The organism is Microcoleus sp. LEGE 07076 (assembly GCF_015207455.1).
Taxonomy (GTDB): domain Bacteria; phylum Cyanobacteriota; class Cyanobacteriia; order Cyanobacteriales; family Microcoleaceae; genus Microcoleus.
This window is the reverse complement of record NZ_JADEWV010000194.1, coordinates 1-10,802: the sequence shown is the minus strand read 5'-3', so window position 1 is coordinate 10,802 and position 10,802 is coordinate 1. Positions and strand designations below refer to the sequence as shown.

Annotated in this window: 8 protein-coding genes; 3 read left to right on the top strand and 5 right to left on the bottom strand. The window is 47.5% G+C overall.

Annotated features, from left to right (window positions below; all coding sequences use genetic code 11):
* Positions 1-13: 13 nt before the first annotated feature.
* A complete protein-coding gene (locus IQ270_RS32035) occupies positions 14-139 on the bottom strand; it encodes a hypothetical protein (RefSeq protein ID WP_255532480.1) in 126 nt (41 codons plus the stop codon).
* On the opposite strand from IQ270_RS32035, the gene IQ270_RS23900 reads away from it, so the two are divergent.
* Both IQ270_RS23900 and IQ270_RS32160 read left to right on the top strand, forming a co-directional pair.
* Positions 131-601 carry a chemotaxis protein CheW gene (locus tag IQ270_RS23900; RefSeq protein ID WP_193975677.1) on the top strand — a complete coding sequence of 157 codons (471 nt, stop codon included), beginning with the start codon at positions 131-133 and terminating at the stop codon, positions 599-601. The genes IQ270_RS32035 and IQ270_RS23900 overlap by 9 nt on opposite strands.
* Positions 602-761: 160 nt before the next feature.
* Complete coding sequence (locus IQ270_RS32160; protein WP_193975676.1) at positions 762-1,469, top strand: pentapeptide repeat-containing protein; 708 nt, start codon at positions 762-764, stop codon at positions 1,467-1,469.
* A 392-nt stretch (positions 1,470-1,861) separates the two neighbouring features.
* On the opposite strand, the gene IQ270_RS23890 is transcribed toward IQ270_RS32160, so the two are convergent.
* From IQ270_RS23890 to hpsA, 4 genes are all read right to left on the bottom strand, one after another.
* Positions 1,862-2,452 (bottom strand): prepilin-type N-terminal cleavage/methylation domain-containing protein, encoded by a 591-nt coding sequence (locus IQ270_RS23890; RefSeq protein ID WP_193975675.1) that lies wholly within the window; start codon positions 2,450-2,452, stop codon positions 1,862-1,864.
* 60 nt (positions 2,453-2,512) lie between these two features.
* Entirely contained in the window at positions 2,513-3,562 is a 1,050-nt protein-coding gene (gene hpsC / locus IQ270_RS23885; protein ID WP_193975674.1) for a hormogonium polysaccharide secretion pseudopilin HpsC, read from the bottom strand.
* A 64-nt stretch (positions 3,563-3,626) separates the two neighbouring features.
* Positions 3,627-4,220 (bottom strand): prepilin-type N-terminal cleavage/methylation domain-containing protein, encoded by a 594-nt coding sequence (locus IQ270_RS23880; protein ID WP_193975673.1) that lies wholly within the window; start codon positions 4,218-4,220, stop codon positions 3,627-3,629.
* A 40-nt stretch (positions 4,221-4,260) separates the two neighbouring features.
* Positions 4,261-9,276: a hormogonium polysaccharide biosynthesis protein HpsA gene (gene hpsA / locus IQ270_RS23875; protein WP_193975672.1), complete on the bottom strand. Its 5,016-nt coding sequence runs from the start codon at positions 9,274-9,276 to the stop codon at positions 4,261-4,263.
* A 398-nt stretch (positions 9,277-9,674) separates the two neighbouring features.
* Here hpsA and IQ270_RS23870 point away from each other — a divergent pair, with 398 nt between their 5' ends.
* Positions 9,675-10,625, top strand: coding sequence for a sulfotransferase domain-containing protein (locus tag IQ270_RS23870; RefSeq protein WP_339384299.1), 951 nt, complete (start codon positions 9,675-9,677; stop codon positions 10,623-10,625).
* The last annotated feature ends 177 nt before the right edge of the window (positions 10,626-10,802 follow it).

Below are 10,802 nucleotides of genomic sequence, written 5' to 3'. Positions count from 1 at the left end.
TAGTTGTTATTTGTTAGTTGTCGGGAACAATAACTAATACAGCCTTGCTCAAAAAAGTGAGGTATTCCCAATTCCCAATTCCCCATTCCCCATTCCCAATTCCCAATTCCCCATTACAATCTAAAACTGTATGACTCACGCCAATTACAATCGCCGTTTTCGCGGCAACAAACAAGGGAATGTCAAAAATGCTCCTCAAAAACTTGTTTCCTTTGAGCTGGGAAATGTTAATTATGCAGTTCCTATTGAACGAGTGCAGCGCGTTGTCAAAGACTTTAATCCCTACGGTTTTTTAGATAACGGTCAAAGTTTAGTGCGGCATCAAGAAGAATTGATTACCCTGATTAATTTATCTAAAATATTTTTCAGCAGTCGGAGCATTGCTGACTGCAACTACCTGATTGTTTGCACGTTAAATAAAAGCGATCGCCTGGGAATTCCGATTCCCGATATGCCAAAAATCTTAGAGGTTTCTGAAGCAAGTTTCTGCGAAATTCCCGAGTTGTACCGCCAACAGCAACTGCCTGCGGTAATAGAAAAGTTAATCCGCGCGCCTGACGGTTCCGAAGTCTTTTATCTAAATTTAAATCTATTTACGTAAATGTAGGGCGCACACAGCTATAAGGAAAAGAAACCACGCGCCGGACTGTGTACTTCCTAAACCTGGGATACGCTGTATAATATGAGAATTTTAATAACATTATACGGCTATTAAGGCGCGCCATACCATACAATATAAAGCGTATAATTGCAAATTATTTATGAAAAAATTCACAATACTTTCGATCGCCCTGCTAATTTTGGCGGCAACTCTAGAATATCCGCAAGCGGGACAGTCACAAAGGGCGATCGGTCAAACCGCAACGCCCCAACCAGAAACACCTCAACCACAAATCATCCAACCACAAATACCCCAACCACCAACACTCCAACCCCCAACAACTCAACCACCAACACCCCAAACACCAACACCCCAACCAAAAGCAGAAGATCCCAAAAATCTCGGCTACGTCTCTCCAGAATTGGCGGAAAATTTCTCCCAGCAACAAATTGACCAAATCAACGCCAATGTCGAAACGCTGCTGCTAACCCAAAGCTGCGCCCGCTGCGACCTCCGAGCGGTAAAATTAGTTAACCTGCGCTTAAAAAATGCGATCGTCACGGGTGCAGATTTTTCAGACGCCAACCTCAGCGGGAGTCGCTTTGAAATCTCCGATTTTGTCAATACCAATCTCGCTCGCGCCGATTTAAGCGGAGCCGAGTTAATCGGAGCCAGAATCAGCAATACCAACCTCAGAAAAGCTAACTTGACAGGGACAAACTTAGACGGTGCAGACTTGCGATTTTCTGACCTCAGAGACGCAAATTTGTCTAATGCCAACCTGCGAAATGCTAATCTCGATGGTGCTAGTATCGATCGAGCTAGCATGGGCGGCACGACTATGCCCGATGGCAGAAAAAATCAGTGACAAAATCTTTCCTAGCAGAAACCGAGTTTTTTTTACAAAGTAACATACCCCGTTTACGATCGGCGGTTGAAACCACGTCTACACACACAAAGTCGGCCTGCGCCGACTGGTATTGCTCGTTACCAGGCTCTGCCTGGTAATGCAGGTGCGGAGGCTCTGCCTCCTTTTATCTGGCAACTTACAGTAGAGAGGACTGTAGGAGGTGTTTAAGTTATTAAGTTTTCGATCCTAAGAAGGAGGAATTTGAGAACGCTTCCGGTTCCCCCTTGTAGGGGCGGTGCCAAGAGTGCGAGCCCTCTTTTGCGGGAATCGGAATTCTGTGCAGCTTCGTAAAAAATTAGTATTAGCAATTCAGAACTGATAAGAAATTGATTTTAGAGATTACAAAATATCTAGGGGGCTACTACTGGACAACCATTTCCCTCATCTGTTCTCATTCCTCCTATTAAGGTTTGGACAATTACGCACTGTTTTGCACCGCCATTAAAGGGATAAACTGTGACAAAAAACTCACTTGGAGAGGGATTACCCTGATAGTTAAAAGTGATTGAGTTTGGAACGGTTGCAGTGGCTTGATTCGTGATAAGTGTAATCTGTTTGGCCTTTATTTCGCCTCCACCATCGAAAGTCACTGTTTGTAGCGGGGGGTTTTGGGCTGGCTCTGTGTTAATCGTAGCTGTTGGCAGGTCAGATGGAAAGAATGTAACTACTCGATCGCTCTTAGTTCGCTTGGCTTCGCTTTGGGCACTTCGCAGGGTTTGCAAAACGCGATCGTTCACTGTGCGAACTCTTTGTCTGTTGATGAATCCCAGCCAACTCGGAGCGGCGATGGAAGCAAATATGCCTAAAATCAAAACTATAATCAGCAACTCGATAATTGTGAAGCCTGCATCCTGGTTTTTGGATGCACTGCTGTTGAATTTATGGCGGGTTTTGGCGATCGACTTTTGCAAGGTTTTTAATAATATTGGTGGGGTTTTCATTGTTTTCTCCTGTTTGGGCGATCGGCTGCGGGCGATCGGGAATTGCGTTTCAGGCGGCAGCTACTGTCCTCGCGCACCTAAACCTTGTACTTGCACGCTTGCTGTTGGGAAAAATGCCGATTTCTTGTCATCGTAATTAGCATCAGTTTGAAGGCGGCGGAGGCTATTTCCTCTGATCGTAACTCTGGCTATATTTCTTTGTGTATCTACACAAGCGTAGAAACTATTTTTACTTTGTGGATCTGGCGGATCGGTTATTTTCAAACTGCCTTCTAAGATTTTGGATGTTGTCGCTCCAGTTTGGGTTGTGGGATTTCCCAGAGCCTTTTGGCATTCATCCGTTGGTAGTTTAGTCTCATCATTACTACTGTAGTCGATGTCATTAACTAATACTTCCTCCGAGTTCCAGTTATTGTTTTTCGTCACATTCTCCAGGGGCTTACTGAGGTCAAAACCCGGATTATAAGCATCACTGCGTTTTTGTCCTTGTTCTACAGTCTGATAGTAAGGATCAGTAGCTGGACTTGTTGCTTTAGGGTCTTTCAGCCCGTCTCGAATTTGATACCTAGCGATACGGGTAGGACAATTGGCTCCTGACGGTTGACACCAAATAGAATTAGGATCGTTTTCTTGAATTTGGTAGTAGGCGACTAATGATAAAACATAGGCGTCATTACATTGTGTACCTGTTTCGCAATTTTTTGGGTTAGGAGTGTCTGCCGCTGTTGGAATAACGGGAAGAGCATTTGGCTGAATCTGTCGCTTCCAAAATACAAGAATTGGAGTTCGATCTGCTTGTTGGGGGATGAAATTTTTATTTTTGAGCGCAGTAATTCCATCGTTATCGTAAATATAAATAGCTTGATTCAAATCTTGGGCGATGAAATCAACTGCCGCCTGAATGTCTTGCTCGGTGTTTGCTTTGACTTGTTCCCTTCTGTCGGTATTCAGCATATCGACTACAAAGGCGAGCATCGGGGTGATGATTAAAAACGCCATAATCGCTCCCACTAATAGCTCGACAAGAGTCATGCCCTTTTCTGTTTGAGTTGGGTGAGAGCGGTTTTTTTGGTGCTGACTTTTGAGAAGCAACCTGAGTAAACTTTTCATTTTGACTGTTTCCTTTGTCAAATTGGGGGAGCGATTTTAAATTGAATCACTGGGACTTTGATTATTACTTACAGCCATTTGCGCTTTTGAGTCGATCGCACAACGATCGGTAGGCGGACTCACCTGTTGTAGTAGGCGGGATTTCTGTCTTCATTTCCACCAAAGGCGCTTTCGGGTTCCCGATACCGGAATTGGCAACTGATTGTTGTCCGGTTGTCAAAGACCCAAAGGGGGCATCGGCTCTGTAAACGCGGACTATTAAAGAATAGCCCGTGTCTGTCGGGTTGGCCCCAGCAGAACGAATACCCTGAACAAGAAACTCTTTTTGGTCACAGTTTGCGCTTGTTTGATTTGAGTTAGAACAGTACAAATCATCGGTTTTGTTGGCCGGAGCGGGCTGAACCTGGGAAGCGTCAGTATATGTCTGAATTGGAATCGGAGTCGCCCCCACTCTCAGAGCGTCAATGTAAGTTTTCGCCGCCTGCGTGGCCAGTTCTATCCGCCGCGCTTGGACGCGAGTCGCTACTGAGAAAGCCATCACCGGGGCGATCGCGATCATCAGCACCGATACTACAATCATCGCTACCAATGACTCGATAATCGTGTAGCCGCCATCTCGCGAAGGGGATAAATTTTGGTGTTGTTTTTGCTCAGTCATAAGTAGGACTCCAGTAATTGCGCGGCGGAAAGTTAGAGGGTTAAATGGGGCATTGAGTTGGATTGGTAGGATCGACGGTTTGGGTAGCCGGCGTGGCAGCAGCGTTGTCCGTGACTCCGCACATCAAAGTTTTTACCCACTCGTCATTGCGAGGTACTTCCCGGAAATACTCGGCCGGCTCAGTCTTTCTGGGAGGAGTAGTGAACCTTTGGGTAAACAAGTCAGGTGGCTGAGATAGCATACCCACGTCATAACCCCAATCCCGATCGGGCGGTCTGAAGAAGGGAATGAGACCTAAGCCCTCAATTTTGTATCCGGGGGAGTTTAGTGCAGCTTCGGGAGGTGTATAAGTAACTGTAGCATTCGTTGGGGGAGCGAAAAGACTTTTTAGAGTCCTTGCTGGATCTGTCCTCTGCGGAGAGCTCGCTGGCAAAATCGGCTGATATGGTGAGGTACTAAAGGCACTGCGGTTTAGTTGGACGAAAGCACCCTGAATCTTAACCTTAATGTTGTTGTCTTTGCCCTTACTCCAGCTCTCCAAGAAGCGGGGGAAGTTTTGCAAGCCACCGTTAAATTCGCCCGTACTGGGGCCGAGCTTTCGTGAAGGAATGTCGCCGGAGCCGATGATTAAATTATATGTTGTCTCTTTATCCTCGGCTCGGGTTATCCACCCCGTTCCTGTAACGGTATCGCCTTGCGGTGGAGTTGTGCCACTTCCATTATCCAATGTCACTGTTTGGAGCTGCAAGACTGGCATGAGCAGCGGCTGCCTGGTCGGAATTGTAGAATCCGGCAACAGTTGATTATTCCAATCATTGACATTGGTGTTGAGTCGAAAGGGCACATCAGGATTCCCGTCGTAACTCATAGTTGTAGGGGAAGGTGCCGTGGCAAACCATAGAGAATTGGGTTGTGGATCGCCCCTACCGGCACTAACTGCTCCGCTGATAATTCCTAATGGCTCTCCTGTCAGCTCATAATTACTGTCTCTTTGAAAAGCAACGCGGCGGGGGAAACGTTGCAACTCTAATGCTGGGGGAGTAGCAGTTGTTCCAGCTCCGGCTACCCAATCGGTAGAGGACACACCACCATCATTTGCACGCTTCAGAGTTATCGGATTGACATACCAGTCATCAGGTTTGCATTCAGAAACAGGCAGTTTCATACAAACTTCCATCAAATACTCTGGGAAGTCGCCGCGCCGCTGGACAGGGGTGGCGAAGTTAGTGAAGTAAGAACTATCAAGCTTACCAGTGACGTTTTTGTAACTTGTGTCTGTAAGCCCTCCAGTTACAACAAGATTCCCAGTATTTGAGAATGCTCCGCTAGTGAGCCCGTTAGTCACAAAGTTGTTGTTGAAAAATCCTTTCTCTTTGCGGGGTTTTACAGCAGCAGCGCCGACATTATTTCTGAGGTCAAAGTCACCCTCGTTGCGGAAGCCAAAACGGTAATTTTTTGACAGCAGGGTGACAGCATCTGCTAGGACTGTTGCCTGACGCCAATTGTCACCCCCACAATTCGTAAGTCGCGGGTCGCCCTTGCGACAGGCAAAGCTCTCATTAAGGGTGGTTCGACCTTCGTAGAAATCAGCTTGATTCCAAGTACCGGTCAGCGCCTGGTTAAACTCTTGCCCAGTAGTGCCCCCGGTGTGAAGATTAAACTCTCCTTTGATATAAACCGGCAAATTAGAAACTAAAATCAAGCCTTTTTGCTTGACCAAATCTGTCACACTGGTTACGTCCGGGCTCGTGCCGCGGAATAGTTCTTTACCGTTGATTAAGACAATGCCGTTGGGTTTGCGGGTTGGATCGAGCAGAGAGTCCGAGGGGCTGACTCTTTTGCTGGTCTTTTCATCGATCTTTCCAGTCGCGGGATCGAGAGTCCGATCGCTGCGATCGGGCAGCGCGTCATCTCGGCTGGCATAAATTATTCCACTGTTGGGCAGCAAATACTCCGGGCTTGGCCCAGTAGCATTACTTTGAGCGATAGGTGTCTTCCGAAGTTGATCTAAGTCAATCTGAGTTGCCCGAATTTCTAGGGGTTGCCGTTCTTCGATGGGCTGATTGTAATCTCCTGTTAAGTTTGCTGCCTGGGAGCCTGCTGGTCGGGGCTTTGGAGCAAGAGGACTGCTCAGCGTAAAGGCTTCATTAACCTTGGTATCGGGATCGTCCCGATCGACTGCCTTGATTTCTCTGGCATCCAAAAATGCTACTTCTTGAATTGCCCCGTGAGGAATCTTTGCGGGATCGGGAGTGATAGCGCCTTTTAGAATGTCGATTGCACAATTCGTTGAGTCAATAGCAGCTTTTTGTGCCAAAGTGCGCTCGGTGTCAGCCACTTGGAGAGCCGATCGCAAAGGCCCGTTAGCAAAGCGACCGTCGGGGAAGACTAAGTTGGCTTGATTGTCCAAAACTGCATCGCCACCGCTCAGCAAGCCGTTAGCCCCTACATTGGAAGCACCTGGTCTGGATGTTTGAGGGGGGCCGTAGGTGATGCCGTTATTAGATCCGATGAATGTTGGCTGCGTTCCTGCTCCCTGTCCGCTGACATTGGGTAGCGGGTCGATATTGAGGGCTGTCAAAGCGCTGCTGGGGTCGTAATAGCTGCTGACGCAGGCGATCGGCTCTTGGACTGGTTGAGCTGGTGGAACAATGTCGTCAGCCTTGTAGCCTTTCTCTGCATAGTGATAAACTGCCGCTGCCCGCATCCGCAAATCACCTTTGGCATATTGCCGATTGTTGGCGCCAAGCTCAACGGGGTATTGTGTAGTAGCGACTAGTCGGGTAGGCAGCCCCGAGCCATCTGAGGGTCCTGGAAAGTCCACCCAATTTGAATCACGAATGCTGCCGGCATCAGCATTATTGTTATAGACTTTAGACCCAGATCCTAGTGGCGACATCGGCATGGTATCGGGCCAGACAACGGGGTACTCTTCTGGACTCACAGTTGCCGGGTCGTCGTAAGTATTTGCCACAACCAAGGGGTCATTGATTGTGGGCGGTCCATATTTTTCAACGCCAGCATCAAGCCATACAGGAGGTGGGAGAAAGGAATTTTTGCGATCGTAAACTCCAGCACTGGTGATGACACGCAAACCGCCAATCCCATCGACTGCTGTTTTAGGTACTTGGGCTGCTGATGCTTCCCAGAAACCGTCTCTGAGGTCTGCATCTGTCTTTTCTCCTAAACCGTTGCCGCGGTCTGTCGCCCCCACGTCAGCGAGCTTTGTTATCTGCGAAGTGCGCGTGCGACCTGTGTCTGTTGAGTCGCTATTCCACTTTCCAGCGACTGGTTGCTCTGTGCTGACTAATTTATTTTGACTGCTGTCCCACCACTTATTAGGCAAGCTGTTACCTGCAACCACGCGATCGCCCAGGTATGTTTCTTCTTCGAGCTGCTTGTTTGGAACGATCTCTGTTGCTTCTAGCTGGTTTAGATTGAGACTTAATTGAGTGTTAGCATCAGTCGGAAGGTTCCATTTCTCGACTGGTCGTAGATTCTCTCCGCTACTACCTGGTTCAATGGGCGAGGTTCCTGTTGGTGGAGGGCCGTAGTCAGTAATTCCGCTTTCTCCAAATGCCACTTCAGCAAAGGGAACTTTTCGCGTTGTGAGTTTAAAATAATTTTCTAGTGCTTGCTCCCGGCTCTGAGTCTTCGGTCTCTGCTGGACTGACAATGGGTCATCAGTAACGGGTTTAAGAACCTGCCACTTCACTAGCAAATCGATGCGCTCCTGAAATGCTGCGTTGTTGTAAAGTACGTCTAAAGCACTTGATGCAACAGATTGACCACTTTTTTCATTTACGAGTGTCTTGCTAATTTGTTGCTCTATTATTGGATCTGGCTTTTTAAACAGGTGTACTTGAACTTTGTTAGCACCAAAATTATCACCAGAACCGCCATTTACTACATTACCACCAACAATTATTTTGCTATTTTCTTGTTCGTAAAAACACGAATTTTGGCTGCTAACTTGATACAATTTTAAATCGTTATCAGCGCGCAACCCCGTCACAAGAAGATTACTATTTGTAATCATTCGGCCGTTGATATTTACGGGAGGCCCTGGAGATATTTCTAAGTCGTCTTCGTACACAACCGCGTTGTTGCTGAGGGGAATGCGACTTTGGTCTTGCTGGTATTCGAGTGCGGATATGCTGCTAGTTCCTGTGAATTCTTTATAATTACCACCCAAACTGCTAGCTTCCGAGGCTGTAATCGGTACATTAACCGTGTAAACAAAAAAACTTTTTAACAATCGGCCATTAACCCTGTACCAACCGGAATCCCCAACCAAGCTAGCGATATTACCTGCTGCTGCCTCACATCCTTTTTTCAGTACGCCAAGGGACATTGGTGGGGTTCTTGCTTCCAGTGGCTTTCTTGCCCTCTCGAACTGGCCTGCATTAGCACCTGTTGTAATACGTGGGGGGCTGCGGAAAAATATGCCGTAGAGAGTAAAAGTGTCATAATTGCCATCGTTATTCGTATCGACGGGATATCTCCAAGCAGTGTTTATCGATTCATTAATCTCGACACCGCGAGTATTGGTAATGGGAAGATCGGGGGATAATATACTATTGTTACCGTCTAGATCGGCTTTAAGTTTTAGACGTGTCTCGTCCCCAAAGGTATAAGTATCGGTACCGCTACCACCACCACTGCTATCAGATATCATCCGGTACATTTCTGCGTCGGAGGGAGTCGCCGTCGGTCTTTGCGGATCTTCGTACAGCAGGAAGTTTATTTTTGCTTTTGCCCGATCGAGCGCGGGAGTGGCGGCCGCCAGCACCTGCTGGTTCACGCGCACGTTGCGGGCCGTATTTGCCCGATCGAACGATCGCAGAGTAATTGCCACCGTCAACAAGATCACTACCAGCAACACCATCGTCACCGTCGGCAACACAAACCCAGCCACCGGCAGTCGTGCCCGGCGGCTCATTGCCATCAGCGCTTGCAGCATTGCTCTCATCAGCCGCTTCGCCCCGGATCTGGTCACCCCAGCAATCCGCCGCAGCAGCGATACGATAACTTTGGATAATTTGCTTTTAAACATTAACGCCTTCCTGAATAATTTCAGAGATGGTATTGCAGGTAGATACTGCTGAACAGTACGATCCCATCTTTATTGTTCCCATTTTCCACAACATCCATATCAGCCCTTGCACAAATTCACAAAATATGTTATTTGGCAAACAAATAAAATCTCAAAATCGATAACCGATTTAACTGTCGATATCTGGCACAATCGGCGGTTTTTTTGTCGGATGGGGGCGGATTTACCCGACTGCGGGTTTGCCTCAAGGACGATTAGTCAAACTCGCCCCGGCAGAATTTTGTGCCTCCTATTCTCAGGAGAGTACAACCGCCGATTTGTTTTCCCCCGCAAGATTTCCTTTGCCAGGATTTGGGCTTGGGGAATTTCACTCTAGCCTACCTCTATCCTAATTGTCAGTGCCCCGATCGACTGTGAGTTCGATCGCTCTTGATGATTTAGTGGCGAGAAAACCAGCCCACAATTGCCAAAAACCCGCAATCTCCGAAGCCTGTATCCGCCCGATCGCATTTGAGTGTTACTTCGGCGTGCGATCGCGCGTTAAAATAGCGATGATTTCTTGTTTTGCGCGATCGTCACCACCCATGAGCCACAGCCGAAAACCGCCCGACTTCATCATCATCGGTGCCCAAAAAGGCGGCACAACATCCCTATACGCCTATCTCACCAAACATCCCCAAATCGCCCACGCCACCGAAAAAGAAGTACATTATTTTGACTTAAAATTCGACCAAGGCCCGGAGTGGTACCGCGCCCAATTTCCCCAGCCAGCAAACGACACCGACAAAGTAACCGGAGAAGCCAGTCCCTACTACATATTTCATCCCCGCGTACCAGCACGCATCCACGATTTGTGTCCGCAAGTTAAAATCATCGCCCTGCTGAGAAACCCAGTCGATCGAGCAATTTCTCATTACTATCACTATATCAGAATAGAATACGAATCCCTATCATTAGAAGATGCGATCGCAGCCGAACCCGCTCGACTCAAAGGCGAACTTGAAAAACTCCTAGCCAACCCAAACTACCACAGTTACGAATACCAACACCACAGTTATTTAAGTCGCGGCATTTACGCCGATCAACTTCCCGCGTGGATGAAACTATTTCCCCCTTCACAAATGCTAATCATCAAAAGCGAAGACTTGTATGCCAACCCCTCAGAAACCGTCAACAAAGTATTAGAATTCTTAGACTTGCCGCCGCACCAACTAGAAAACTACGGCAAGCACAACTCCAACGAATATCCGCCCATCAGCGAGGCTGTATACGAGCAATTGAGAGCATATTTTCGACCGCACAACCAAAGATTAGCTCAATTGTGCGATCGAGACTTCGGCTGGGACTAATAATTAGTCATTAGTCAGCAGTCCTCAGTCATTAGTTAGTAAGTCAAAAAAAATATGCGGTCGGGAATTGTCGGGGCCCTTTCACCAACAATATTTAACAAATACAAACAATCTAAAAATCGTTAATTAAATAATTTACACATAATTGTGGGATGGGCTCTATAGCCCGTCCAGGAC

Coding starts and splice junctions, on each gene's coding strand:
- IQ270_RS23890 (WP_193975675.1), bottom strand. CDS start 2,452: ATGAAAACCCCACCAATATTATTAAAAACCTTGCAAAAGTCGATCGCC.
- IQ270_RS23900 (WP_193975677.1), top strand. CDS start 131: ATGACTCACGCCAATTACAATCGCCGTTTTCGCGGCAACAAACAAGGG.
- hpsA (WP_193975672.1), bottom strand. CDS start 9,276: ATGTTTAAAAGCAAATTATCCAAAGTTATCGTATCGCTGCTGCGGCGG.
- IQ270_RS32160 (WP_193975676.1), top strand. CDS start 762: ATGAAAAAATTCACAATACTTTCGATCGCCCTGCTAATTTTGGCGGCA.
- IQ270_RS23880 (WP_193975673.1), bottom strand. CDS start 4,220: ATGACTGAGCAAAAACAACACCAAAATTTATCCCCTTCGCGAGATGGC.
- hpsC (WP_193975674.1), bottom strand. CDS start 3,562: ATGAAAAGTTTACTCAGGTTGCTTCTCAAAAGTCAGCACCAAAAAAAC.